The sequence below is a fragment of the Caulobacter sp. GW456-12-1-14-TSB4 genome (assembly GCF_059424195.1).
This window is the reverse complement of sequence record NZ_JBWKZF010000031.1, coordinates 1-25,484: the sequence shown is the minus strand read 5'-3', so window position 1 is coordinate 25,484 and position 25,484 is coordinate 1. Positions and strand designations below refer to the sequence as shown.

The following is a 25,484-nucleotide window of genomic DNA, read 5'->3' as shown; positions in this document are numbered from 1 at the left end:
CCCCCCCCCCCCCCCCCCCCCCCCCCCCCGCACCGCCATCGCCGCGCTGCCCCCTCCGGCCCTCTGGGCCACCTCCCCCAGAGGGAGAGGAGATTTAGTTAGTTAGCCTTCGCCGGGCACACCGCTCCGGCCGGGTCCGCCGTCAGCTTCACATTGGCGATCGAGACCTGGAAGGTCCCGGCCGTGCCGAGGTCGAACGGGGCTGCGACCTTGGTCACGTCGGTCCCGGCGGTCTGGAAGCATTTCAGCGGGATCTTGACGCTGGCCCACTGGCCGGTCGGCGAACCGGCCGGCGGGGTGACGTCCAGACGCCCTGCGCCGATGGCCAGAATCACCGGCTTGGTCGCCGGCGCGTCGATGCGATACTCGAAGCTCAGCGCCATGTCGGCATTGGTCTGGAAGGAGAGGTCCAGCGGCTTCTCACCGACGATGGTGATGCGGCCCAGCTTGTCGCCGGCGAAGGTGACCTGGCGGCCGCCCTCCTGGATGTTGTCGGCGTCGACCGGGACGATCTGCACCGACGACGAGGGCGAAGCCTTGAACTCGAACGGCGCGGGGGTCTTGCCGGCCACGAAATAGGTCGCGGCGTTGTCGGCGACCGGCTTGACGCCCGAGACCTCCGACAGCTTGCCCACCTTGCCCGGACGCGCATAGCTCAGGCCGTAGCCATAGGCGAACTGCGGATCGTAGTTCTTGTCGCCCTTGTTCAAGCTGAACTGGGCGGCGGTCTTGGGCCAGCTGAACGACAGCTTGCCGTGGAAGTCGTTGCGTGGCTTGCCGGCCTTGTCGCCCACGAGGACGTCGGCGATCCCGCCGCCTTCCGAGCCCGGCAGCCAGGCGGCGACGAAGGCGTCCGAGGCGTTGATCTCGGGATTGACCCACAGCGGCCGGCCGCTGAGGAACACCGCCACCACCGGCACGCCCTTGGCCTTCAGGCTCTTGAGCAGGGCCAGGTCGGTCTTGGCGCCGGGCTGGTGCTCCAGCGTGGTCTTCAGGTCGCCGACACCTTCCGCATACGGATTTTCACCGAAGACGACTATGGCGACGTCGGGTTTCTTGTCGAACGAACCGTCGACCGCCAGGGCCGCGTGGCCGCCGCCGGCCTCCACGGCCGTCTTCAGGCCGGCATAGATCGACTCGGCGTTGGGGAAATCGGCATTGGTGTTGCCCGTACCCTGCCAGGACAGGGTCCAGCCGCCCGACTGCTTGCCGATGTCGTCCGCGCCCGAGCCGGCGACCAGCACGTTCGCGCTGGCCTTGACCGGCAGGACGCCGTTGTTCTTCAGCAGCACCAGCGACTTGCGCACCGCCTCGCGGGCGATGGCCTTGTGCTCGGGCGAGCCGATCACGCCCTCGCGGCCCTCGAATGGACGGGCGGCCTGGAAGAGGCCCATCTTGGCCTTCACCCGCAGGATGCGGCGGACGGCGTCGTCCAGGCGGGCCATCGGGATCACGCCCGACTTCACCTCGGCCAGGGTGTTCTCGTACAGCGGCTTCCAGCTGTCGGGGGCCATGAACATGTCGAGGCCGGCATTGATCGAGGCCGGGCAGTCGGTCGGCTTGCAGCCCGGCACCTGGCCGTGGCCGTTCCAGTCGCCGACCACGAAACCGTCGAAGCCCATCTTGCCCTTCAAGACGTCGGTCAGCAGGCTCTTGTTGCCGTGCATCTTGGTCCCGTTCCAGCTGGAGAACGAGGCCATCACCGTCAGGGTCCCGGCGTTGATCGCGGGGACATAGCCCTGGGCGTGCAGGCGGATCAGGTCGTCTTCCGAGACCTTCGTGTCGCCCTGGTCGTGGCCGTTCTCGGTGCCGCCGTCGCCCAGGAAGTGCTTGGCGCTGGCCGCGACGTGGCCCTGCTGGAGGATGCCGTTCCCTCCCCCCGTATAGGGCGAGACAGCGCCCTGGATGCCCAGGATCATCTGGCCGGCATAGTCGCGGATGATCGCCGGATCTTCCGAATAGCCCTCATAGGTCCGGCCCCAGCGGTCGTCGCGCGGCGCGGCCAGGGTCGGGCCGAACGCCCAGTCGAAGCCGGCGGCCGAGGTCTCGAAGGCGGTGGCCTTGCCGATGCGCCGGATCAGCTCGGGATCGTGCGCCGCGCCCAGGGCGATGTTGTGCGGGAAGAGGGTCGCGCCGACGACGTTGTTGTTGCCGTGCACGGCGTCGATGCCGAAGATCAGCGGGATGTGCGTCCCGCCCGGACGCGACGCCGCGCCTTCGCGGAAGGCCTTGGCGGTATCGACCCAGGGCTTCTGCGGCGAGCGGTCGGGGGCCCCGATCGGCGGCGAGCTGCCGCCGCCCAGGATCGAGCCCAGGGGATAGATCTTCAGCTCTTCGGGCTTGATCTGGCCGATGTCGGCCTGGATCAGCTGGCCGACCTTCTCCTCGAGCGTCAGCTTGGCCATCAGGCCATCGACGAAGGCCTCGGTGGCCGGATCGACCAGGCCCTGGCTCCTGGCCGCGGGCCACTTGGCGGCGTGGGCGGTCGCCTGCGGGGTCTCGGCGGCGACAGCGCCAGACAGAAAGGTCGACGCCAGCAAGGCGACGCAGAGGGTCCTGGTGTTCATACTCCCCAACTCTTCTCGTTCGTCGGCCACGTCGCCGCGCGCTTTGGACAATGTTGTTCGGGGACAACGTTGTCATGACGACGGTCAGCGAGGCAAGTGGTCAGGCCACTTTAGCGGCCCCTTAGGGAAGAAATCAGGCCAAAAAGAAAGGGCGGGTCCGAAGACCCGCCCTGAAAGATGCGACCGCGGCTGCGGTCGAGGGGTTGTTTTCCGCTTAGCGGAACAGGCTCAGGATCGACGACGACGATTGGTTCGCGATCGACAGAGCTTGAACGCCCAGCTGTTGCTTGGTCTGCAGCGACTGCAGCTTGGCGCTTTCCTTGGCCAGGTCGGCGTCCACCAGGTTGCCAACGCCGGCGTCCAGGCTGTCTTGCAGCTTGCCGACGAAGGTCAGGTGGGTGTCGAGACCCGTCGAAGCCGTACCCAGCGAGGCCAGCTTGTTGGTGGCGGTGCCGATAGCCTTGTCGACCGTGGCGATCATCGACTTGGCCGACGAGGCCGAGGTGAAGGTCGAGGTCGCGGTCGCGGCCAGGCCCAGGCCGGCCAGACCCAGGGTCTGGGCCTTCACGGTGAAGCCCGAACCATCGGTGTTGGCCAGGAAGGTCATCTTCGAGGCCTTGCCGTCGGCGAGGCTGACGCCGTTGAACTTGGCGTTGTCGGCGGCCTTCTGGACCTGCTCACGCAGCGAGTCGAAGTCCGACTTCAGCGCGTTGAAAGACGAGGTGTTCAGCGAGGTGTCGGAAGCGGCCAGGGCCTTTTCCTTCATCTTGCCCAGCAGGTCGGTGATGGTGTCGCCGGCGGCGAGCGCGACGTCGATGGTCGACTGGCCGCGTTGCAGCGAGTCCTTCACCGAGTTCAGCGACGACGAGGCGGCCGACTGGTTCTTGGACATGGCCCAAACGGCGCCGTTGTCCTTGGCCGAACCGACCTTCTTGCCGGTGTTGATGCGTTGCTGGACGACCTGCAGCTCGCTGTTCGTGCTGTTCAGGTTTTGCAGGGCGATCAGGGCGCCCGAGTTCGTGTTGATGCTGTTCAACGGCATGAGACGAACAACTCCTATTCGAGGTGTTCCGGTGTCGTTTTGACCACCGGCGGGCATTTTGCCCATCGCCACGTTAGGCCGCCCGCTCTTTCAATATAGTTTATGGAAAAGCGCCCACTCGATGAATCAACAAACTACTTTCTTAAGAAGCACCGCCAGGCCGTTAGGACTCATTACTCGATTTTAGAAAGTGTCCCATTTTGGCACACTTTGGAACACTTTGACTTCACCTGACGATAGACTCTGCGAGGCCGCGAAAAAGAAAAAGGGCGAGTCCGGAGACTCGCCCTTTCGACGACCTTGAAGTCGACGAAGTCCGGCTTAGCGGAACAGGCTGAGGATCGACGAGCTCGAGGAGTTCGCGATCGACAGGGCCTGGATGCCCAGCTGTTGCTTGGTCTGCAGCGACTGCAGCTTGGCGCTTTCCTTGGCCAGATCGGCGTCCACCAGGTTGCCGACGCCGGCGTCCAGGCTGTCTTGCAGCTTGCCGACGAAGGTCAGGTGGGTGTCGAGACCGGTCGAGGCGGTGCCCAGCGACGCCAGCTTGTTGGTGGCGGTGCCGATAGCCTTGTCGATGTCGGCGATCATCGTCTTGGCCGCGGAGGCCGAGGCGAAGGTCGAACCGGCCGACAGACCGATACCGGCCAGGCCCAGGGTCTGGGCCTTGACGGTGAAGCCCGAGCCGTCCGAGTTGGCCAGGAAGGTCATCTTCGAGGCCTTGCCGTCGGCCAGGCTGACGCCGTTGAACTTGGCGTTGTCAGCGGCCTTCTGCACCTGGTCGCGCAGCGAGTTGAAGTCAGCCTTCAGCGCGTTGAACGAAGCGGTGTTCAGCGAGGTGTCGGAAGCGGCCAGGGCCTTTTCCTTCATCTTGCCGAGCAGGTCCGTGATGGTGTCGCCAGCGGCCAGGGCCACGTCGATGGTGGACTGACCGCGTTGCAGCGAGTCCTTCACCGAGTTCAGCGACGACGACGAGGCGGACTGGCTCTTGGCCATGGCCCAGATCGCGCCATTGTCCTTCGCCGAGCCGACCTTCTTGCCGGTGTTGATGCGTTGCTGGGTGACGCCCAGTTCGGCATTCGTCTGATTCAGGTTTTGCAGGGCGATCATAGCGCCCGAGTTCGTGTTGATGCTGTTCAGCGCCATAACGAAATAACTCCTATTCGAGGTATTCCGACGTCATTTTGACGGCCGGTTGGCGTTTTGCCTGACACCAACCTCGCATAACGAGCTTACGGCTTCGTTTAATTTTTAAGATTCTATAATTAACAACTCAAACTATTTTGTTTATCATGAAATGATGATCAACCAAATACCCAAAATGTTGACCACAAGAACTCTGTATCAAAATGATACAACTCAAATCTACATGGTTATTACTCGATAACCATCAGCGCCGCCCGCGCCAGCCTCTCTCGAGACCGGCGCGCCACGAAACCGGCGCGATGAGGCGGGTCAACGCTCCGCCAGATAGAGACGGCGCGAGCGGTAGTGCTTGGCGATCGCCCGGATGGTGACGATGAAGACGAAACCTCTCCAGAGGTCGGCCAGAAGGCCATTGCGGCGGCGCATGACGAGACTCCTTTCCTAGTGCAACGAAAAAGGGACCGACCGGCTCCCGGGAGGGGGAAGGAGCCGGCCGGCCCCTCACGGCCGGTCGCTAGCGATGTGACCGGCTAGAAGGCCGGGTGGCTGAAATCAGCCGTGCAGCTTGATCGCCGTTTCGGCGATGCGGCGGCCCTGGTAGCGGGCGCCGGTCAGTTCGTTCTCGCTGGGCTGACGCGAACCGTCGCCGCCGGCGATGGTGGTGGCGCCGTACGGGCTGCCGCCGGTGATTTCGTCCAGGGTCATCTGGCCGGCGTGGCCATAGTCCATGCCCACGATCGTCGTGCCGAAGTGCAGCAGGTTGGTGATGATCGAGAACAGGGTGGTTTCCTGGCCGCCGTGCTGGGTGGCGGTCGAGGTGAAGGCGCCGGCCACCTTGCCGTGCAGCGCGCCGCGCGCCCACAGGCCGCCGGCCTGGTCGAAGAACGCGGCGACCTGCGAGGCCATGCGGCCAAAGCGGGTCGGGGCGCCGACGATGATGGCGTCGTAGTTGGCCAGGTCTTCCGGCGTGGCGACCGGAGCGGCTTGATCGAGCTTGAAGTGCGCGCCCTTGGCGACGTCCAGCGGCACGGTTTCCGGCACGCGCTTGATATCGACGGTCGCGCCGGCTTCGCGCGCGCCCTCGGCGACGGCGTTGGCCATCGTCTCCAGGTGACCGTAGGACGAATAATAGAGAACCAGAACCTTGGCCATGACGGCTATTCCCTTGGTGTCTTGCTAGGCGGAAGCGTCATGCCCCGTCGTTGGGCGGTCTTTTGGCGCCGCTTGGACTTGCGAAACAGCCGAATAAGATCGTCTATTACGTTCGATTTTTTCGAACGAGGCGATGATGAGCAGCGAGCCCGGCGTCCCCACTCTCGACCAGCTGTCGGTGTTCCTGGCCGTGGTCGAGGCCGGCAGCTTCGCCGGCGCGGCCCGGCGGCTGAACCGCGCCAATTCGGTGGTCAGCTACGCGATCGCCAATCTGGAGATCCAGCTGGGCCTGACGCTGTTCGACCGCGACGCGGCCAAGACCCCGGTGCTGACCGAGGCCGGCCGCGTGGTGCTGGCCCAGGCCCGGGTGATCGCCGGCGACGTCGCGTCCCTGCGGGCCATGGCCAAGGGCCTGATCCAGGGGCTGGAGGCCGAGGTCAACCTGGTGCTGGACGTCATGCTGCCCACCGCCCGCGTGGTCGACGCCCTGCGCGCCTTCCGCGAGGCCTTCCCGACCGTGACCCTGCGCCTGCATGTCGAGGGCCTGGGGGCGGTGACCCAGATGGTGCTGGACCGCCGGGCGACGATCGGCATCGCCGGGCCGCTGGACGTCGTCAATGGCGGCGACGCGCTGGAGACCATCGCCGTCGGCTCGACACTGTTGATCCCCGTCGCCGCCCCGGACCATCCGCTGGCCCGGGGCCCGAACCCGCCCGGCGCGGCGCGCGGCCACACCCAGCTGGTTCTCACCGACCGCTCCCGGCTGACCGAGGGTCGCGACTTCGCCGTCGGCAGCGTCCACACGTGGCGGCTGGCCGATCTGGGCGCCAAGCACCTGCTGCTGAAGGAGGGCTTCGGCTGGGGCAACATGCCCGAGCCGATGGTCCGCGAGGACATCGCCGCCGGCCGCCTCAAGCGCCTGGACATGCCGGACCTCAACGACGCGGTCTACGCCCTGCACGCCATCTATCGCGGCGACACCCCGCCGGGTCCCGCGACCGCCTTCCTGATCGAGCGGTTCCGCAGCCAGGCCGACTGATTTGGTCTGACCTCTGGTCAGAACACTCTTGCCGAACAGGGGCGGCGCGGCTGTATTCACGCCACCCGAGAATCCTCCAAGGACGTCCATGCGCACCCAGCCCGGCCAGAGTTTGACCTACGGACTGGTCGAGCAGCTGGGTCAGGCCATCGTCACCGGCGACTTCACCGCCGCGGGCTTCCCCACCGAGGCCGAGCTCTCCAAGCAGTTCAGCGCCAGCCGCACCGTCACCCGCGAGGCGGTCAAGATGCTGACCGCCAAGGGCCTGCTCAGCGCCCGGCCGCGCCACGGCACCGTGGTCGAGCCCGAGGCCGCATGGAACATGCTGGATCCCGACGTGCTGCGCTGGCTGCTGGAGCGCAAGTTCAGCCTTCGCCTGCTGGCCGACTTCACCGAGATGCGGCTGGGCATCGAGCCGGCCGCCGCCGCGCTGGCCGCGCGCAACGCCGACGAGGCCGGGCTGGAGGCGATCCGCAAGGGCCTCTCCCGGATGCAGGCCGCCGCCCAGGGCGAGGACGACCCGCTGGCCGCCGACATCGCCTTCCACATCGCCATCCTGGATGCGACCAAGAACCCGTTCTATCGCGAGCTGCACGAGCTGGTGAACACGGCCCTGCGCATCTCGATCCGCTTCACCAACCGCATCAAGGGCCGCACCGCCTCGATCCCGTCGCACGCCGACGTGGCCGAGGCGATCATCGCCCGCGACGCCGAGCGCGCCTCGGCGGCGATGCGGGCCATCATCTTCGACGTGCTGGAACTGATCCGCGCCGCCTCCCCGGCGACGGAGAGCGAAGCGGCGCGTCGCGAAGCCTGAGCAAGGACACCCCATGCAGACCCCCTATGTCGCCGCCGCCGACCGCTACAAGGCCATGCCCTATCGCCGCACGGGCCGCAGCGGCCTGGACCTGCCCGCCATCTCGCTGGGGCTCTGGCAGAACTTCGGCGGGGCCGACGTGTTCGAGACCGGCCGCGCCATCCTGCGCCGGGCGTTCGACCTAGGGGTCACCCACTTCGACCTCGCCAACAACTACGGCCCGCCCTACGGTTCGGCCGAGGAGAACTTCGGCAAGGTCCTGGCGAGCGATCTCAAAGCGCACCGCGACGAGCTGGTGATCTCGACCAAGGCCGGCTGGGACATGTGGCCGGGCCCCTATGGCGGCATCGGCGGTTCGCGGAAGTACCTGATCGCCAGCTGCGATCAGAGCCTCAAGCGGATGGGCGTCGACTATGTCGACATCTTCTACTCGCACCGCGTCGACCCCACGACGCCGCTGGAGGAGACCATGGGCGCCCTGGCCCACCTGCACCGCCAGGGCAAGGCGCTGTACGTGGGGATCTCTTCGTACTCCCCCGAGCTGACCCGTCAGGCCCACGCCATCCTGAAGAGCGAGGGCGTGCCGCTGCTGATCCACCAGCCGTCCTATTCGATGGTCAACCGCTGGATCGAGGACGAACTGCTCGACACCCTGGGCGACCTGGGCGTCGGCTGCATCGCCTTCTCGCCGCTGGCGCAAGGGTTGCTGACCAACAAGTACCTGAACGGCGCGCCGGCCGACTCCCGCGTGAGCAAGAACGGCTCGTTCGGCGCCCATCTGCTGAGCGAAGACAATCTGACGCGCATCAAGGCGCTGAACGCCATCGCGACCGAGCGCGGCCAGACCCTGGCGCAGATGGCCATCGCCTGGACGCTGCGCGATCCGCGCGTCACCTCGGCCCTGGTCGGGGCCCGCACCGTCGCCCAGCTGGAAGATTCCCTGGCCGCGCTGAAGGGTCTGTCCTTCTCGGCCGAGGAGCTGGCGCGGATCGATCGCCATGCCTCCGAAGGCGGGGTCGACCTGTGGAAAGTGTCGTCGACCCTGGAAGGCGGCGATCTGCCACGCGGCGCATAGCCAAGGTTTAATGTTCCGACGCTTGGCCGGCCCTCTACGTTTGCATATGGTCCCAGGCGATGGATAAGGGCGCTCACACCCTGCCTGACCAGACCGACGGTCTGGAACGCCTCACCGAGCGTGAGCGCGAGTGCCTCCGCCTAGTCGATCGCCATATGAGCTCCAAAGAGATCGCCCGCGAGCTGGGCCTCTCCAAGCACACTGTCGACTGGCATCTGGACAAGGCCCGCAAGCGCCTGGGCGCGGCCGACCGCTACGACGCGGCCCGCCGCGTCTTCGACCGGGCCCATCAGGGGGGCGCCCCCCCTGATACCCCCCCTCCTACCGTGTCAGGGTCCGACGCGGCCCGGCTAGGCGAACATCCTTCCTCGCGGTCTGCTGACCTCATTGAGGAAGGAGTTCCCAGTGAACGAGTTGACCCCCCATCAGAAGGACGCGATCGGCAGAGCCGCTCACCTGCGCCAGGAAGTGAAGAGCTTCCAGCACACGTGGCCCCTGCTGAACAACGCCGAGACCCTGCCCCCCATCACCTGGAGCGAGCTCGAGCGCCAGCTGCAGAACCTGTCGGTGACCCCGGCCGGCGCTTCGATGGTGCACGACCTGGTGGAAGCCACTCGCAAGCAGGCTTCGTTCAAGCCGAACGAACTGATCCTGCGGGAGATCCTGTGCATCGCCAGCGCGGTGATGGACGAGACGTTCCTGTCGGACTTCTCCTCTTCGGACTCGGAGGCGGACGGCCCAATCATCTGAGCCTTCCTCTCCGACTGGCCTTCATCGCGGCCGTGATGATCGTGACCGCTTTCGCGTTCGGTTCGATCCTGACGGGGCTCCACGCGCTGGAAAGCCTGTTCCCCTAAGAACAACACGCCCACGGAGCTGGGCGAACCCATCCGACCATCATCAACATCTGGCAACGCGCCGACAGTGTCGGCGTGAGGGAGACTTGTATGCTCAAGCAACGCCGCCTGGCCGCCGAAACCGTGGCCCAAGCCCTGTTCGCCGCCGAGAAGGCCATCGACGCCGCGATCGCCAGCACCGCGACCCTGGCCGGCCTCATGCCGACCACCCGTCAACAGGCCAACCTGTCGGCCATGATCGGCCAAGACGCCATCATGTCGGCCATCAACACCATGCAGGCCCTGGGCGTGGCGCGCGAAGGCATCGTCACCACCCACAAGCACCTGACGGTCGCCCAGCACGACATCGGTCTTTCGGCCGTGTCCTTCGAGGAGGACGAGTTCGGCAAGGCGCCTCCCGTCGAGGGTCTGGCCAACGCCACCGGCCGCCTGACCATCGCCGCCTAGAGTTTCAAGACGCGACGCAAGATCCTCGCCGGTCCCGATCGGCGAGGATCATTGCAATCTGGCGGAAAGACGCCACCCTAGCGCGATGGCGCCGCTCAACTCCCTCACCCAATGGTCAAGCCTCGCCGCGTTGCTGATCACGGTCGGCGTGGCGCTCTGGCGTGGCGGCTGGCCTGAACGCCTGGCCGCCGTCGCCATGATCGTGGCCTGGTTCGCCACCGGCTTTCTCTACAACAACCAGCAGAAGTTCGGTCCGCAGACCGCGGTGTTCCTGGTGGACCTGGCCCTGATGCTGGTGCTGCTGTTCATCGCCCTGCGATCCGATCGCTGGTGGCCGATGTGGGCTTGTGGCTTCCACAGCCTGAGCCTGATCCTGCTTTTCGCCACGCTGGCCGACCCCAAGATCTCCAACCACGCCACCCTGAACGCCGGCGGCGGCGTCTTCAGCTACCTGGCCATGATCGCGCTGTTCTGCGGATCCGTGCCCCGCCGCCGCCCGCCCCAGCCCTCCGAAGTGGTCGGTCCCTGACGCCGCGTCACCGCTGACAACCCCTCGAACGCCTGTTTCACTCTCACCAGCGACAGGAGAGAAACCATGGGCGAAGCCTATATCGTGGCGGCCGCGCGGACGGCCGGCGGGCGCAAGGGCGGCCGCGTCTCGGGCTGGCATCCGGCCGATCTGGCGGGAACCGTGCTGGACGCCCTGGTCGCGCGCAGCGGCGCTGATCCGGCGCTCATCGAAGACGTGATCATGGGCTGCGTCGGCCAGGTCGGCGAGCAGGCCATCAACATCGCCCGCAACGCGGTGCTGGCCTCCAGCCTGCCCGAGAGCGTGCCGGCGACCTCGGTCGACCGCCAGTGCGGCTCGTCGCAACAGGCCATCCACTTCGCCGCCGCGACCGTGATGTCGGGCGCCATGGACGTGGTCATCGCCGCCGGCGTCGAGAGCATGAGCCGCGTGCCGATGGGGCTGTCCTCGGCCCTGCCCTACAAGAACGGCTTCGGAACCTACAAGAGCCCGCGCATGGAGGCGCGCTATCCGGGGATCAACTTCAGCCAGTTCGCCGGTGCCGAGATGATCGCCAGGAAGTACGGCCTGTCGCGGGCCGAGCTCGACGCCTACGCCCTGTCCAGCCACCAGCGCGCCATCGCCGCCACCAACGGCGGCAAGTTCGCCGCCGAGATCGTGCCGATCGAGGTGACCCTGGAGGGCGGCGCGACGCAGATCCACGACAAGGACGAAGGCATCCGCTGGGACGCCTCGCTGGAGTCGATCGGCTCGGTGAAGCTCTTGACCGAGGACGGCCGCCTGACCGCCGCCACCTCCAGCCAGATCTGCGACGGCGCGGCCGGCGTGATGATCGTCAACGAGCGAGGGCTTAAAGCCTTGGGTGTCGAGCCGCTGGCTCGAATCCACAGCATGACCGTGATCGGCCATGATCCCGTGATCATGCTGGAAGCCCCGATCCCCGCCACCCTGAAGGCGCTGGACCGGGCCGGGCTGAAGATCGGCGACATCGATCTCTACGAGGTCAACGAGGCCTTCGCCTCGGTGCCGACCGCCTGGCTGCAGGTGACCGGCGGCGATCCCGACAGGCTGAACGTCAACGGCGGCGCCATCGCGCTGGGGCATCCGCTGGGCGGTTCGGGCGCCAAGCTGATGACGACCCTGGTGCATGCGATGCAGGACCGCGGCGCGCGCTACGGTCTGCAGACCATGTGCGAGGGCGGCGGCCTGGCCAATGTGACGATCATCGAACGGCTGTAGCGCTCCTCTCCCGAAAGGGAGATGGCGCTACAGTTGTCGTTATCGTCTTACGGCAAATTAACTCAGCAACCCGAGGTTTGTCGGCTAGAAGGCCGACGGGCTCAACTGCTGCTGGGGAATATTCGTGCTTAACAGGATCAATGGGCGCCGCCCGACTATGAGCGCGCTGGTCTTGGTCCTGGGCGTGAGCGCGATCGCTCTGGCCGGGTGCGGGAAAAAGCCGGAGAAGAAGGCCAAGCCGTCGCCGAGCGCCTCGGCCACGGTCAGCGTCGCCACGGTGACCAGCCAGCCGATCGCCCGCCAGATCAACGCCACCGGCACGATCTCGCCGTGGGAAGAAGTGCCGGTCGGCGCCGAGACCGGCGGCCTGACCGCCATCTCCGTCAACGCCGAGGAAGGCCAGACCGTCCAGGCCGGCCAAATCCTGGTGCAACTGAACAGCGCGCTGATCAGCGCCCAGCTGCGCCAGCAGGACGCCAGCGTCGCCAGCGCCAAGGCCACCCTGGCCGAGGCCAGCGCCGCCTTGAACCGCGCCAAGGAGCTGCAGGCCAAGGGCTACCTGTCGCAAGCCGGCCTCGACACCGCCGTCGCCCGCCAAGGCACGTCGGCCGCCAACCTGGCCGCCGCCGAAGCCGCGCGCGGCGAGACCGCCGCCCGCGTGGCCCAGACCTCGGTCCGGGCGCCGGTCGGCGGGCTGATCAGCCGTCGCAGCGTCACCAAGGGCCAGATCGTCACGTCGGGCGCGGAGCTGTTCCGCATCGTCCGCGACAGCCGCCTGGAGCTGGACGCCGACATCCCCGAGACCGACCTGGCCTCGGTCAAGGCCGGCATGTCGGCCAAGGTCTATTCCGACAAGGTCGGCGAGATGACCGGCCGCGTCCGCATCGTCACCTCGGAAGTCAACGCCCAGACCCGTCTGGGCACCGCGCGCGTGGCCCTGTCGTCGATGGGCGGCTTCCGCCCGGGCATGTTCGCCCGCGCCACGATCGACGCCGGCGACCAACCGGCCCTGGTCGTGCCTTCGGCCTCGGTGCTGTATCGCGAGAACCGCCCCGGCGTGTTCGTGGTCGACGCCGCCAAGAAGGTCCACTTCCGCCGCATCGCCGTCCTGGCCAACACCGGCGACCGCGTCGCCGCCACCGGCCTCGCCGCCGGCGATCAGGTGGTGGTCGAGGGCGCCGGCTTCCTGGGCGAAGGCGACCTGGTCCGCATCGGCCAGGCCGCCCCGACCGTCGCGAAGCGCTAGGGACGAGCCGCCATGCGCAACATTTCGTCCTGGGCGATCAAGAACCCGATCCCCATCATCCTGCTGTTCGTGATCCTGACCATCGCCGGTGTCGTCAGCTTCAGCGGCATGCGGATCAACAACCAGCCCGACGTCGATCTGCCGATCGTCGTGGTCACGGCCGTGCGCCCCGGCGCCGCGCCCAGCGAGCTCGAGACCCAGGTCACCCGCCTGATCGAGGATTCGATCGCGGGCCTTGGCCAGGTGCGCCACACCAATTCCACCGTCGTCGACGGCGCCTCGACCACCGTCATCGAGTTCGAGCTGGGCGTGGACCACGAGCGCGTCACCAACGACGTGCGCAACGCCATGTCCAACCTGCGCGGCTCGCTGCCGCAGGACATGCAGGAGCCGATCGTCACCCGGGTCGACATCTCGGGCGATGATCTGATCACCTATGTGGTCAAGGCCCCGACCCTGACGCCCGAGCAGCGCAGCTGGTTCGTCGACAATGACGTCAGCCGCGCCCTGCTGGCCACGCGCGGCGTCGGCGAGGTCAACCGCCGAGGCGGCGTCAGCCGCGAGATCGAGGTCGCCCTCGACCCCGACCGCCTGGCCGCGCGTGGCGTCACCGCCGCCGCCGTCAGCCAGGCCCTGGTCTCCTCGAACGCCGACCTGCCCGGCGGCCGCGTGACGATCTCGGGCGCCGAGCGCGCCATCCGCACCCTGGGCGCGGCCAGCTCGGTCGACCAGCTGCGCGAGACCCGCGTGCCCGTCACGGGCGGCGGCACCGTGCGCCTGGCCGACCTCGGCCAGGTCACCGACCACTGGGCCGAGCCCCGCTCGCGCGCCCGCTATGATGGTCAGGAGGTCGTCACCTTCTCGATGATCCGCTCGCGCGGCGCCTCGGAAGTGCAGACCGCCGAGAAGGTCCGCAAGGCCGTCGAGAAACTCGACAAGGAGCACCCCGAGCTGACGATCGAGGAAATCACCTCGAACGTGAAGTACATCGAGGAGAGCTACGTCGCCTCGATGGAAGCCCTTATCATCGGCGCGATCCTGGCCGTGCTGGTGGTGCTGCTGTTCCTGCGCGACTGGCGTGCGACGCTGCTGTCAGCGGTCGCCATCCCGATGTCGCTGATCCCGACCTTCGCGGTGCTGGCGCCGTTGGGCCAGTCGCTGAACGGCATCACCCTGCTGGCCCTGTCGCTGACCGTCGGCATCCTCGTGGACGACGCCATCGTCGAGATCGAGAACATGGTCCGCCACATGCGCGGGGGCAAAAGTCCCTATGCGGCGGCCATGGAGGCGGCGGACGAGATCGGCCTGGCCGTCGTGGCCACCACCTTCACCATCGTGGCGGTGTTCGCGCCGGTCGGCTTCATGCCCGGCATCGTCGGCCAGTTCTTCAAGGCCTTCGCCCTGGCGGCCTGCGTCTCGGTGCTGTTCTCCCTGGTGGTCGCCCGCCTGCTGACGCCGCTGATGGGCGCCTACATGCTCAAGGCCGACACCAAGCACGAGGACAAGGACCCGGCTTGGATGGCTCCGTATCTGAAGTGCCTGAACTGGGGCCTGAACAATCGCTGGAAGGTCCTGGCGATGGGCATCCCGATGTTCATCATCTCGATCTTCCTGGCCACCCGCCTGCCGTTCGAGTTCCAGCCCCAGGCCGACCGCGGCCGGGTCCAGTTCTCGGTCGAACTGCCGCCGGGCGCCACCTTGGACGAGACCGACGTGGTGTTGCAGCGCGTGACCCGCGAACTGCGCGCCCGCAAGGAAGTCGTCGGCGTCTACAGCTCGGTGGGCAGCAACAATGCGGTCAACAAGGGCTCGGTGACCGCCGACCTGACCGACAAGAGCCAGCGGATCAGCCAGAAGGTGTTCAGCCGCCAGATGGTCGACAAGTTCGCCGAGATTCCCGGCGCACGGATCGGCTTGGGCGGCAACAACGGCGGCGGCCCGTCGAACGGCAGCAGCTATACGCTCAGCCTGGTCAGCGACAACGGCCCGGCCCTCGAAGCCGCCGCCCGCAAGGTCGAGGCCGAGATGCGCTCGGTTCCGGGCCTGGCGCACGTCGTCAACACCGCCTCGATCGCCCGTCCCGAGATCGTCGTCACACCCAAGCCCGACCAGGCCGCCCGCGCCGGCGTCTCGGCCGGAGCGATCTCGCAAGCCGTGCGCGTGGCCACGATCGGCGACGTCGACCAGAACCTGCCCAAGTACAATCTGGGTGACCGCCAGGTGCCGATCCGCCTGCGCCTGAACGACAGCGCTCGCGGCGACATCGCCGTGCTGCAGACCCTGCAGGTGCAATCCGCCAACGGCCCCGTGCCGCTGAGCGCGGTCGCCGACATCCGCTTCGGCGCCGGCCCCTCGCAGATCGATCGCCGCGACCGCGCCCGAGTGGCCACCATCACCGCCGAACTCGACGGTATCGTCGTCGGCGAGGCGGCCAAGCGCGTCCACGCCCTGAACTCGGTCAAGAACCTGCCGGCCGGCGTGAAGGAAGTGGCGGCCGGCGACGCCGAGTTCATCCAGGAGATGGTCACCGGCTTCCTGGGCGCGCTGATCACCGGCATCCTTCTGATGTACGTCGTGCTGGTGCTGCTGTTCCGCAGCTTCGCCCACCCGATCACCATCATGGTGGCCCTGCCGCTGGCCATCGGCGGCGCCTTCGGCCTGCTGGTGCTGGCCAAGTCCAGCTTCTCGATCTCGACCCTGATCGGGATCCTGATGCTGATGGGCATCGCGGCCAAGAACTCGATCCTGCTGGTCGAGTACGCGATCATGGCCATGCAGGAACACGGCATGGACAAGCGCACGGCCATCGTCGACGCGGCCCACAAGCGGGCCCGACCGATCCTGATGACCACCGTGGCTATGGGCGCGGGCATGCTGCCCACCGCCATCGGCCTGGGCGCGGAAGTCGAGTTCCGGGCCCCGATGGCCATCGCGGTCATCGGCGGCCTGATCACCTCGACCCTGCTGTCGCTGCTCTACATCCCGGTGGTGTTCGTGCTGATGGATGGCCTGAAGAACCGCTCCGAGCGCCTGATGGGCCGGATCTTCGGCGGCCGCCACCACGTGGCGGCGAAGAAGCCCCACGCCGCCGAATAACGGCTCAACCGGATTGAACAACAACGCCCTTCGCCGAACCCCGGCGGAGGGCGTTTTTGTATCCGGGCCTAAGCCTTCAACGCCTGGGCCACCACCGGCGCCAGCCGATCGGCGATGATCCGCGCGCCGTCGGCATTGGGATGGATGCCGTCCCGCTGCATGTAGCGCGCCACCCCGATCACCCCCGTCAGGAAGTCCGGCGCGTAGAACACCCTCTGCTCCTTGGCCAGGTCCGGATAGAGCTGGGTGAAGCGACGGGCGTAGTCGACGCCCAGCAGTCCCGGGGCTCGCACGCCGGCCAGCACCACGCGGATGTTCTTGGACTTCAGGTGCTGGACGATGGCCCGCAGGTTGGCCTTGGCCATCGACGGCTCGACGCCCAGCAAGAGGTCGTTGCCGCCCAGGGCCACGACACAGACCGCGGTCTCGGCCGGCACCCGATCGACCCGGGCCAGACCATTGGCCGTGGTGTCGCCCAGGACCCCAAGGTTCCGCACCTGCGACGGCGCGCCCAGCCGATCCAGCGCCGCCTGCAGCCGCGCGGGCATGGAGAGGTCCTGCGCCAGACCCAGGCCCGCCGTGATCGAGTCGCCCAGCACCGTCACCACGGGCGGCGGAGGCGGCGGGGCGGGCTTGGGCGGCGGCTTGGCGGCCTTCTGGGTCTTGCGCGAAGCCGCCAGCATCGGCAGCGCCACGAGGCTGGCCAGCAGCGCGCGTCGATCAAAAGGGGTGGACTGGAACTTCACCATCGTCGAACCGTATCAATAACCAGAACAGATCAAAGGCCCTGCACGTTGAACGCAGGCTGAAGAGGGAAACGCCTTATGCACCGTCGGTTTCGCGAAATCTTGATCGGAGCCACCGCGTTGACGGCCCTCGCCGCCTGCGGCCAGAGCAACGGCCAGCAGAACAGCACCGTCGGCTACGGCGCCAATCCGGCCCTGCCCAAGCCGACCAAGTCCTTGATCCCGACCGTGAAGGTCTCCGACGTCGTCGGCTGGCCGGCCGGCGTCACGCCGCGCGCCCCGGCCGGCTTCCGCGTGCAGCCGTTCGCCCAAGGCCTGGACCATCCGCGCTGGCTGCTCGTCCTGCCCAACGGCGATGTGCTGGTGGCCGAGAGCAACAAGCCCGCCAGCAACGACAAGCCCAAGGGCATCAAGGGCTTCTTCGAGAGCAAGCTGATGAAGAAGGCCGGGGCCGGCGTGCCCAGCGCCGACCGCATCACCCTGCTGCGCGACGCCGACCACGACGGCGTGGCCGAGATGAAGGTCCCGTTCCTGACCGGCCTGCACTCGCCGTTCGGCATGGCCCTGGTCGGCGACACCCTCTACGTCGCCAATGCGGACGCCATCGTCGCCTTCCCCTACACGGCCGGGGTGACCCGCATCTGGGCCTCGCCGCGCAAGGTCGCCGACCTGCCGGGCGGGCCGATCAACCACCACTGGACCAAGAACATCATCGCCAGTCCCGACGGCAAGCTGCTGTACGCGAGCGTCGGCTCCAACAGCAATGTCGGCGAGAACGGCCTGGAGAACGAGACCAACCGCGCCGCCATCCTGCAGGTCGATCCGGCCACCGGCTATTCGCGCGTCTTCGCCTCGGGCCTGCGCAATCCCAACGGCATGGGCTGGAACCCGGCCAATGGCGAGCTGTGGACCAGCGTCAACGAGCGCGACGAGCTGGGCAACGACCTGGTGCCCGACTACATGACCTCGGTGCGCGAGGGCGGCTTCTACGGCTGGCCCTACAGCTATTACGGCCGCCACGTCGACAAGCGGGTCAGGGACAAGGACCGCCGCCCCGACCTCGTCGAACGCGCCAGCGTCCCCGACTACGCCCTGGGCGCCCACACCGCCTCGCTGGGCCTGACCTTCTACACGGGCAAGAGCTTCCCGGCCCACTATCAGGGCGGCACGTTCGTGGGCCAGCACGGCTCGTGGAACCGCAATCCGCAGGCGGGCTACAAGGTGATCTTCGTCCCGTTCAGTGGCGGCAAGCCCGCCGGCGGGGTCGAGGACTTCCTGACCGGGTTCCTGGACGCGAACGGCAAGGCGCAGGGGCGTCCGGTGGGGGTGACGGTGGATGCGTCCGGGGCGCTGCTGGTGGCGGATGATGTCGGCAATGCGGTGTGGCGGGTCAGCCCGGCGCAGTAATTTTCACCCGGGAACCCCTCTCTCATAGAGAGAGGGAGGGGCCCGCGCGAAGCGTGGGAGGGTGAGAGGTTACGCGGTTTGACGGCGTGCCGGCACTCCGTCGGGCGCCGTAACCTCTCACCCCGACCCTCTCTCTAAGAGAGAGGGAGCTGCTCCTGCGCCAACTCCACCTCGGCGCCCTTCACCATCAGGTCCAGCCCGCGCTCGAACAGCCCCTCATGGCCGCTGGTGCGGTAATAGGCGATCGCCTCCGACAGCACCGGATAGGCCTTGGCCGCCTCATCCAGCTGGGTCTGCTCCGCCGAGCCGTCGATCGGCGAGGCCTGTTCCTCCAGCACGCAGCCGACCACGTAGCGGCCGACGGCGACGAACAGCTGCATGGCTTGGCCGGGGGTGAAGCCGGCCGCGACCAGGAAGGCGGCCTGGGTCTCGACGTGGTTCAGGTCGCCGGGATCGGCCTCGGTGCCGGCATGGACCCGCGCGCCGTCGCGGTAGCTGAGCAGCGCCGTGCGGAAGCTGCGGCCATTGCGGCGCACGAAGTCCTGCCAGGTCTCGCCGGCCCTCGGCACGCGGGCCTCGTGGGCGCGGGCCAGGATCTCGCCGTTGATGGCGTCCAGCAGGGCGCGCTTGTTCTTGAAGTGCCAGTAGAGGGCCGGCTGCTGCACGCCCAGGCGCTGGGCGATGGCGCGGGTCGAGAGGGCGTCGACGCCCACCTCGTTCAGCAGCTCCAGCGCCGTTTCGACGATGCGCTGGCGATCGACTTTCATGAGCTTCCCAAAGAATCAGATTGACCTCGCGGCCGATCCGGACTTTATCGCCGATAAGGAACTTTATCGATGATAAATTTTATGAAAAGCCGCGCCGAACTCGCCTTCCCCCTGATCCTGACCACCGTGATGCTGGACGCCGTCGGCATCGGCCTGGTCATGCCGATCATCCCCAGCCTGCTGCGCGAGGTCGGCCACACCGGGGACCTCGGCTGGCGGTTCGGGGCGTTCCTGGGCCTCTACGCCCTGATGCAGTTCCTGTGCGCGCCGGTGCTGGGCGCGCTCAGCGACAAGCTGGGCCGGCGGCCGGTGCTGCTGGTCTCGCTGGCCGGGGCGGCGATCGACTATGTGTTCATGGCGCTGGCGCCCAGCCTGGCCTGGCTGTTCGTCGGCCGCGCCATCGCCGGGATCACCGGGGCCAACATGGCCGTCGCCCAGGCCTATATCGCCGACATCACGCCCGAGGCGCAGCGCACCCGCCGCTTTGGCCTGTTCAGCGCCATGTTCGGGGTCGGTTTCATCCTCGGACCCGTGATGGGCGGGTTCCTCGGCGAGGTCTGGACCCGCGCGCCGTTCCTGGCGGCCGCCGCGCTGAACGGCGTCAACTTCCTGATGGCCGTGTTCATCCTGCCGGAGTCGCACAAGACCCTGGCCGAGGCCCGCGCCAAGCCGTTCGACCGCGCCGCGTTCAACCCGTTCGCCTCGCTGCGCTGGGCGACCGCCTTCCCGGCCCTGCTGCCGCTGATGGCCGCCTTCGTGATCCTGGCCGTCGTCGGCGAGGTCGGCGGCACGATCTGGGTGCTGTACGGCGAGGACAAGTTCCACTGGGATCCGTGGACCGTCGGCTTCTCGCTGGCCGGGTTCGGCGTGTTCACCGCGCTCTCGCAAGCCTTCGTCGCCGGCCCGGTCGCCGAGCGCTTCGGCGAGCGCAGGACCCTGGCCATCGCCATCGTCTGCGACGCCTTCGCCTATGTCGCCATCGCCCTGGCCACCAAGGGCTGGATGGCGTTCGCCCTGCTGCCGTTCTTCTGCCTGGGCGGCATCGGCCACGCGGCCATCGCCTCGCTCTTGTCGGCCCAGGTCGGCGAGGACCAGCAGGGCCGCCTGCAGGGCGTGATGGCCAGCCTGGCGAGCCTGGCCTCGGTCATCGGCCCGGTGGTCATCGCCCAGGTCTATTTCGCCAGCCGAGGCGTGTTCCCCGGCCTGGTCTGGACGGTCGGCGCGGTGCTGGGGCTGATCTGCCTGCCGATCCTGCTGAGCGGACGTCAGGGCAAGCTTGCACAACAGGACTGACTGGACTTAGGGTCTCCTCAAAGCGGAGGAAGCCCCATGAAAGTCGATCGCCTGCCCAAGGTGCGGACCTCGCTGTCGCCGACCAACCACCCGTACATGACCGGCGCCTGGACGCCGCTGCACGAGGAGGTCAACGCCTGGGACCTGGAGGTGCTGGAAGGCGCCATCCCCGCCGACCTGGACGGCGTCTATCTGCGCAACACCGAGAACCCGGTGCACGATCCGGTCGGCCGCTACCACCCGTTCGACGGCGACGGCATGGTCTGCCAGATCGAGTTCCGGGGCGGGGAAGCGACCTACCGCAACCGTTTCATCCGCACACGGTGCTTCGAGGCCGAGCAGGAAGCCGGCGAGGGCCTGTGGGGCGGGCTGATGGACGGTCCGGGAACCTCCAAGCTGCCCGGCTTCGGCGCTCACGGGGGCCTGAAGGACACCGCCAGCACCGACATCGTCGTCCACAACGGCGAGGCCATCGCCACCTTCTACCAGTGCGGCGAGGCCTATCGGCTGGATCCCCTGACCCTGGAGAACCTGGGCGTCGCGGCCTGGGCCCCGCTGGAAGGCGTCTCGGCCCACCCCAAGGTCGACGAGGCCACGGGTCAGCTGATGTTCTTCAACTACTCCAAGACCTGGCCCTACATGCATTACGGCGTGGTCGGCGCGGACGGCAAGCGCAGCGTCTATCAGGGCGTGCCGCTGCCGGGCCCGCGCCTGCCGCACGACATGGCCTTCTCGTCGAAATACGCGATCCTCAACGACCTGCCGGTGTTCTGGGACCAGGACCTGATGGCCAAGGGCATCCATGCCGTCCGCCTGCACAAGGGCTTGCCGTCGCGCTTTGCTTTGGTGCCGCGCGAGGGCGGCGAGCCGCGCTGGTTCGAGGCCGCGCCGACCTATGTCCTGCACTGGCTGAACGCCTATGAGGACGGCGACGAGGTGGTGCTGGACGGCTACTTCCAGGAGAACCCGATCCCGCGCCCGCTGGAGACCGCGCCGGACGGCCACAACCATCTGATGGCCTATCTGGACGAGCACAGCTTCCGCTCCAAGCTGCACCGCTGGCGCTTCAACCTGAAGACCGGCGAGACCACCGAGAAGCATCTGGACGACCGGGTGCTGGAGTTCGGCATGTTCAACCAGAAATACGCCGGCAAACCGTATCGCTACGCCTACTCCACCACGTCCAAGCCGGGCTGGTTCCTGTTCAACGGCTTCGTGAAACACGACCTGGAGACGGGGGAGAGCTGGGAGATCGCGCTGCCCGAAGGCGTCTACGCCAGCGAGGCGCCGTTCGCGCCACGCGTCGGCGCGGTGGACGAGGACGACGGCTATCTGGTCAGCTTCCTGATCGACGAGAACCGCGGGACCTCGGAGTGCGCGATCGTCGATGCGAACAGTTTCAAGATCGTCTGCCGCGTGGCCCTGCCCCACAAGCTCAGCAGCGGCACCCACAGCGTCTGGGCCGGGCGGGAGATGTTGAACACCCGTTGAGGACCGCGCGAGCAAGCGCGTCGAACTAGCCAAGAGGTTGCAGGAAGATCGCCGTCGACCGACGCGCGACGCCTGCGCCCGAAAAAGGGAGTTCGTCGTGTCACTCGGAAAATATGCGCCGCTCGCGATCGCCATCGCCGTGCTGGGAGCCTCCAGCGTGTTGGCCCAGTCGACCCCGCCGCAGTATCCGGCCAACCTCCTGAACCTGACGCCGTGGAAGCTGACCCTGCCGACCGGGCCTTCCAACAGCGCCACCGAGGTCAAGCAGCCGGCCCTGGCGACGTTTTCGGTGTCTCCCTGGTTCCAGCTGAACTCCAGCAAGAACTCGGTGCTGTTCCGGGCCAATGCCGGCGGCTCGCGCACCAGCGCCAACACCGCCTATGCCCGCAGCGAGCTGCGCGAGATGTCGGCCGACGGCCAGTCGCCGGCCGCCTGGAGCTGCCAGACCGCGACCCGGCACATGCATCTGGAGCAGGTGATCACCAAGACCCCGACCGTGAAGCCGCAGGTGTCGATCGGGCAGATCCACGATGTCACCAATGACAACCTGATGCTGTTCTATCGCGGTCCGGCCAACGCCAACGGCAGCACGGACACCGGTCGGATCGAGGCCTATTTCAACGACCAGGCGGTCAATGTGCTGCTGGATGCGGCCTATCACCTGGGCGACCACATGACGGTCGATGTCGATGTCGCCGGCGGGGCCGTCACGGTCAGCTACAAGAACGTCACCACCGGCCTGACCAAGGTCACCGCGCCCCAGACCCTGACCGGCATCGTCGGCCAGTGCTACTTCAAGGCCGGCGTCTATGTGCAGAGCTGCAGCAAGATCGACAGCAATGGCGCCACCAACCAGGTCTGCGTCGACAAGAACCTGGCCGCCTATGACATCGCCAGCGCCTATGCCGAGATGGGCATCTCGAACCTGATCATCAACTGACGTCCGGACCCAGCGGACGAGCCGGGAAACATGGTTAATCGGGCCTTTACCCTGTTGCTCTAGGGTGGCCCCATGCGCCGCGCCCTGCTCGTCCTGCTGACCCTGGCCGTCACCGGTCCGGCCCTCGCCGCCCCGGCGGCCAAGGTCGTGCCGAAACCGAAGCCGGTCGTCGTCGCGCAGGCCCCGATCGACACCCAGAGCTATGTCCTGCCGCCTCTGGTCCCGCTGGCTTCGCAGCGTCCCGGCGGCGACATCGGCCAGTGCCGAGCGTCGTGCGCCAAGCAGCTCTATTTCTGCAGCGACGACAGCTATGACGGCAGCTGTGGGCGCCTCTTCGCCCAGTGCAGCGCCTCTTGCGCCGCCACCTGGACCGCGCCTCGCTTCCGCTGAGGCCCCTAAGTAGCCGCCAGGCTTGCCGCCAAGGCCTGCCTGGCTATCGTGAGACCATGACCGCCCCGGCGTTTCGTCCGCGTTTCCTGGCCCGACTGCTGTCCCTGCTGGCGGCGGTCCTGCTGGTGGCCGCGCCGCTGACGCCGGCGCCGGCCATGGCCATGCCGATGGACTGCTGCCCTGACGCGCCCTGCCGCGACCTCGACAAGTCGATGTGCCCGCAGGCCTGCGCCGTCGCGTGCATCGCGATCCCCACGCCGGCCGAGACCCTGGCTAAGCCCGTGAGCCTCGCGACCCCGGCCCCGGAACAGACCCCCGTCCCGCGCCTGATCGGGCGCGACATTGCGCCGGAGCCCCCGCCGCCCCGCTGAAATCCGCATTTCCAGGCTACCAACACATCAACCTGAAAATCGGAGTTTCATCATGAAACGCATCTTCTCGATCGCGGCGCTGACGCTGCTCGCCTCGGCCACCGCCGCCTATGCCGCCGCCCCGGACGCCGTCCACAAGGCGGTCGAAGCCTGCTGCGCCCTGGGCGCGGCCTGCTGCAACGGCGGTCCCTGCTGCTAGGCTGAAGCCGGAGCGCCCGTCCCGCGAGGGGCGGGCGCTTTGCCGCTTCCGCCCCCAGCTACTTCCCTAAGGTCCGCTTGCCGGGTCGCATAACACTGATACGCTCCTGAACAACGATAAGTCAGGAGGGTGGAATGTCGCTCAAACTCCCGAAGGCGTGCGTCATCGGCGCGGGCTGCAGCGGCTTCACCACGATCAAGCGGCTGAAGGACTTCGGCGTCCCCTACGACTGCTTCGAGATGTCCGACGAGATCGGCGGCAACTGGTACTTCAAGAACCCCAACGGGATGTCGGCCTGCTACGAGAGCCTGCACATCGACACCAGCAAGTGGCGGCTGGCCTTCGAGGACTTCCCGGTGCCAAAGGACTGGCCCGACTTCCCGCACCACGCGCAGCTCCACCAGTACTTCAAGGACTATGTCGACCACTTCGGCCTGCGCGAGACCATCACCTTCAACACCCGCGTGGAAAGCGCCAAGCGCACCGATGACGGCCTGTGGTCGGTGACCCTGTCGACCGGCGAGACGCGGCTCTACGACGTGCTGTTCGTCTGCAACGGCCACCACTGGGACCCGCGCGTGCCGGAGTATCCGGGCGAATTCGACGGCCCCGCCTTCCACGCCCACGCCTATAGCGACCCGTTCGATCCGGTGGACATGCGCGGCAAGAACGTCGTGGTGGTCGGCATGGGCAACTCGGCCATGGACATCGCCAGCGAGCTCTCCCAGCGGCCGATCGCCAAGACCCTCTGGGTCTCGGCCCGGCGCGGGGTCTGGGTGTTCCCCAGGTACCTGAACGGCAAGCCGGCCGACAAATCCGCCATGCCGGCCTGGATGCCGAAGAAGCTGGGCCTGAAGCTGGCCCGCTCGGTGATCAAGAAGACCATCGGCAAGATGGAGGACTACGGCCTGCCCAAGCCCGACCATGAGCCGCTGGAGGCCCATCCGTCGGTCTCGGGCGAGTTCCTGACCCGCGCCGGTTGCGGCGACATCAAGTTCAAGCCGGCCATCAAGGCGCTGGAGGGCAAGCGCGTGCGCTTCGCCGACGACACGGTCGAAGACGTCGACGCCATCGTCTTCGCCACGGGGTACAAGATCAGCTTCCCGTTCTTCGACGACCCGGCCCTGCTGCCCGACGCCGACCACCGCCTGCCGCTGTTCAAGCGGATGATGAAGCCGGGCGTGCCGAACCTGTTCTTCATGGGCCTGGCCCAGCCGCTGCCAACCCTGGTGAACTTCGCCGAGCAGCAGGCGAAACTGGCGGCCGCCTATCTGGCGGGGAAGTACGCACCGCCGCCCGAGGCCGAGATGATCCGGATCATCGCCAAGGACGAGGAGCGCCACACCGGCCAGTTCTACGACTCCGCGCGCCACACGATCCAGGTCGACTTCAACGTCTATTGCGCCGACCTGAAGAAGGAGATCGCCAAGGGCGAGGCGCGGGCGCGAAGCCAGGGCGGCAAGCTGCCGGTGGCGGCGCTGGCGGAGATCAGGATGGAGCCGCTGCTGGCCTCTTGAGCCCTTCCCCTTGGATGGGGAAGGGTTGGGATGGGGTGACACGGGTTCCGTAAAGCGCGCGGCCTTGCCACTATCCGCCGCCGCATCACCCCCAACCCCCCCCGTCCCCCATCA

23 protein-coding genes and 1 pseudogene are annotated in these 25,484 nt (G+C 67.4%); 18 read left to right on the top strand and 6 right to left on the bottom strand.

What is annotated here, in order from left to right; translation table 11 throughout:
- Nucleotides 1-98: 98 nt before the first annotated feature.
- The 4 genes from AC07YH_RS22155 to wrbA form a co-directional block, all read right to left on the bottom strand.
- On the bottom strand, nt 99-2,576 hold the full coding sequence (locus tag AC07YH_RS22155) for a glycoside hydrolase family 3 protein (protein ID WP_494749116.1): 2,478 nt from the start codon (nt 2,574-2,576) through the stop codon (nt 99-101).
- A gap of 205 nt (nt 2,577-2,781) precedes the next feature.
- Nucleotides 2,782-3,609 carry a flagellin gene (locus AC07YH_RS22150; RefSeq protein WP_494749086.1) on the bottom strand — a complete coding sequence of 276 codons (828 nt, stop codon included), beginning with the start codon at nt 3,607-3,609 and terminating at the stop codon, nt 2,782-2,784.
- Nucleotides 3,610-3,930: 321 nt separating this feature from the next.
- The gene (locus tag AC07YH_RS22145; protein ID WP_494749085.1) at nt 3,931-4,752 is read right to left on the bottom strand and encodes a flagellin; all 822 of its coding nucleotides are present in this window, start codon (nt 4,750-4,752) and stop codon (nt 3,931-3,933) included.
- Nucleotides 4,753-5,304: 552 nt separating this feature from the next.
- A complete protein-coding gene (gene wrbA / locus AC07YH_RS22140) occupies nt 5,305-5,904 on the bottom strand; it encodes an NAD(P)H:quinone oxidoreductase (RefSeq protein WP_494749084.1) in 600 nt (199 codons plus the stop codon).
- Nucleotides 5,905-6,040: 136 nt separating this feature from the next.
- Here wrbA and AC07YH_RS22135 point away from each other — a divergent pair, with 136 nt between their 5' ends.
- The 10 genes and pseudogenes from AC07YH_RS22135 (at nt 6,041) to AC07YH_RS22090 (ending at nt 16,249) form a co-directional block, all read left to right on the top strand.
- Nucleotides 6,041-6,943: a LysR family transcriptional regulator gene (locus tag AC07YH_RS22135; protein ID WP_494749083.1), complete on the top strand. Its 903-nt coding sequence runs from the start codon at nt 6,041-6,043 to the stop codon at nt 6,941-6,943.
- Between the two features lie 88 nt (nt 6,944-7,031).
- Complete coding sequence (locus AC07YH_RS22130; RefSeq protein ID WP_494749082.1) at nt 7,032-7,760, top strand: FadR/GntR family transcriptional regulator; 729 nt, start codon at nt 7,032-7,034, stop codon at nt 7,758-7,760.
- A gap of 13 nt (nt 7,761-7,773) precedes the next feature.
- Complete coding sequence (mgrA, locus tag AC07YH_RS22125) at nt 7,774-8,835, top strand: L-glyceraldehyde 3-phosphate reductase (RefSeq protein ID WP_494749081.1); 1,062 nt, start codon at nt 7,774-7,776, stop codon at nt 8,833-8,835.
- A 59-nt stretch (nt 8,836-8,894) separates the two neighbouring features.
- Nucleotides 8,895-9,044 (top strand): annotated as a pseudogene (locus AC07YH_RS22120) (helix-turn-helix domain-containing protein); the annotation flags it as partial.
- 196 nt (nt 9,045-9,240) lie between these two features.
- Nucleotides 9,241-9,585, top strand: a complete 345-nt coding sequence (locus tag AC07YH_RS22115; RefSeq protein WP_494749080.1) for a hypothetical protein — start codon at nt 9,241-9,243, stop codon at nt 9,583-9,585.
- A gap of 197 nt (nt 9,586-9,782) precedes the next feature.
- The gene (locus AC07YH_RS22110; RefSeq protein WP_494749079.1) at nt 9,783-10,139 is read left to right on the top strand and encodes a hypothetical protein; all 357 of its coding nucleotides are present in this window, start codon (nt 9,783-9,785) and stop codon (nt 10,137-10,139) included.
- 85 nt (nt 10,140-10,224) lie between these two features.
- On the top strand, nt 10,225-10,668 hold the full coding sequence (locus tag AC07YH_RS22105; RefSeq protein ID WP_494749078.1) for a hypothetical protein: 444 nt from the start codon (nt 10,225-10,227) through the stop codon (nt 10,666-10,668).
- A gap of 66 nt (nt 10,669-10,734) precedes the next feature.
- Entirely contained in the window at nt 10,735-11,907 is a 1,173-nt protein-coding gene (locus AC07YH_RS22100) for an acetyl-CoA C-acetyltransferase (RefSeq protein WP_494749077.1), read from the top strand.
- A 157-nt stretch (nt 11,908-12,064) separates the two neighbouring features.
- Nucleotides 12,065-13,153 (top strand): efflux RND transporter periplasmic adaptor subunit, encoded by a 1,089-nt coding sequence (locus tag AC07YH_RS22095; protein ID WP_494749076.1) that lies wholly within the window; start codon nt 12,065-12,067, stop codon nt 13,151-13,153.
- Nucleotides 13,154-13,165: 12 nt separating this feature from the next.
- Entirely contained in the window at nt 13,166-16,249 is a 3,084-nt protein-coding gene (locus AC07YH_RS22090; protein ID WP_494749075.1) for an efflux RND transporter permease subunit, read from the top strand.
- A gap of 68 nt (nt 16,250-16,317) precedes the next feature.
- Here AC07YH_RS22090 and AC07YH_RS22085 read toward each other — a convergent pair whose 3' ends face one another.
- Entirely contained in the window at nt 16,318-16,998 is a 681-nt protein-coding gene (locus AC07YH_RS22085; RefSeq protein ID WP_494749074.1) for an arylesterase, read from the bottom strand.
- A gap of 75 nt (nt 16,999-17,073) precedes the next feature.
- Between AC07YH_RS22085 and AC07YH_RS22080 the strand changes: the two genes are divergently transcribed.
- Nucleotides 17,074-18,402, top strand: coding sequence for a PQQ-dependent sugar dehydrogenase (locus tag AC07YH_RS22080; protein WP_494749073.1), 1,329 nt, complete (start codon nt 17,074-17,076; stop codon nt 18,400-18,402).
- A gap of 134 nt (nt 18,403-18,536) precedes the next feature.
- Here AC07YH_RS22080 and tetR read toward each other — a convergent pair whose 3' ends face one another.
- On the bottom strand, nt 18,537-19,169 hold the full coding sequence (gene tetR / locus AC07YH_RS22075; RefSeq protein ID WP_494749072.1) for a tetracycline resistance transcriptional repressor TetR: 633 nt from the start codon (nt 19,167-19,169) through the stop codon (nt 18,537-18,539).
- Nucleotides 19,170-19,250: 81 nt separating this feature from the next.
- Between tetR and tet the strand changes: the two genes are divergently transcribed.
- The 7 genes from tet (at nt 19,251) to AC07YH_RS22040 (ending at nt 25,370) form a co-directional block, all read left to right on the top strand.
- The gene (gene tet, locus AC07YH_RS22070) at nt 19,251-20,462 is read left to right on the top strand and encodes a Tet(A)/Tet(B)/Tet(C) family tetracycline efflux MFS transporter (RefSeq protein ID WP_494749071.1); all 1,212 of its coding nucleotides are present in this window, start codon (nt 19,251-19,253) and stop codon (nt 20,460-20,462) included.
- A gap of 36 nt (nt 20,463-20,498) precedes the next feature.
- Nucleotides 20,499-21,953 (top strand): carotenoid oxygenase family protein, encoded by a 1,455-nt coding sequence (locus AC07YH_RS22065; protein ID WP_494749070.1) that lies wholly within the window; start codon nt 20,499-20,501, stop codon nt 21,951-21,953.
- Between the two features lie 97 nt (nt 21,954-22,050).
- Nucleotides 22,051-22,893 (top strand): polysaccharide lyase family 7 protein, encoded by an 843-nt coding sequence (locus AC07YH_RS22060; protein ID WP_494749069.1) that lies wholly within the window; start codon nt 22,051-22,053, stop codon nt 22,891-22,893.
- Nucleotides 22,894-22,965: 72 nt separating this feature from the next.
- Nucleotides 22,966-23,283 carry a hypothetical protein gene (locus AC07YH_RS22055; protein ID WP_494749068.1) on the top strand — a complete coding sequence of 106 codons (318 nt, stop codon included), beginning with the start codon at nt 22,966-22,968 and terminating at the stop codon, nt 23,281-23,283.
- A gap of 56 nt (nt 23,284-23,339) precedes the next feature.
- The gene (locus tag AC07YH_RS22050) at nt 23,340-23,654 is read left to right on the top strand and encodes a hypothetical protein (RefSeq protein WP_494749067.1); all 315 of its coding nucleotides are present in this window, start codon (nt 23,340-23,342) and stop codon (nt 23,652-23,654) included.
- 52 nt (nt 23,655-23,706) lie between these two features.
- Complete coding sequence (locus AC07YH_RS22045) at nt 23,707-23,853, top strand: hypothetical protein (RefSeq protein ID WP_494622334.1); 147 nt, start codon at nt 23,707-23,709, stop codon at nt 23,851-23,853.
- A gap of 134 nt (nt 23,854-23,987) precedes the next feature.
- Nucleotides 23,988-25,370, top strand: coding sequence for a flavin-containing monooxygenase (locus AC07YH_RS22040; protein WP_494749066.1), 1,383 nt, complete (start codon nt 23,988-23,990; stop codon nt 25,368-25,370).
- Nucleotides 25,371-25,484: the final 114 nt, after the last annotated feature.